At 51.6% G+C, this 347-nt stretch carries 1 pseudogene; it reads left to right on the top strand.

Annotated elements, in window-relative coordinates:
* Positions 1 to 347, top strand: a pseudogene (locus C1I60_RS23385) (EndoU domain-containing protein); the annotation flags it as partial.

The raw sequence follows: 347 nt of genomic DNA, 5'->3' as shown, positions 1-347 counted from the left end.
TACAACGCAAGATCGCTCCCTATCTGGATCAGGAGGCGAACGGCTGGAAATCGGCTGCCATCGGAGATTACACCCGATACACCTTTGAATGGGATCAGATGCTGCAACTGGGAGATGAAGTCAAGCGCAATCACGAAACCTACGTCATCACCAAGCGTGAAGGCCAATTGATTCGTGGCTTGGTGACCTGGTCGTATGAGTGCGCCCTGTCGGCGGGCTTGATGGTCCCTAAAATATACAATCGAACCATCATTGGTGCCGCTATTGAAGGAAAAATACTGGAGGTCAGCCGGAATCAGGTTCGACTACATTTGGATATGGACGATCAGCAGAGTCCCCAGGAGGCT

The organism is Paenibacillus terrae, from assembly GCF_005217525.1.
In the GTDB taxonomy this organism is placed as follows: Bacteria; Bacillota; Bacilli; order Paenibacillales; family Paenibacillaceae; genus Paenibacillus; species Paenibacillus terrae_C.
The sequence above is the reverse complement of the archived record's forward strand: the minus strand, read 5'-3'. Positions and strand labels throughout refer to the sequence as shown.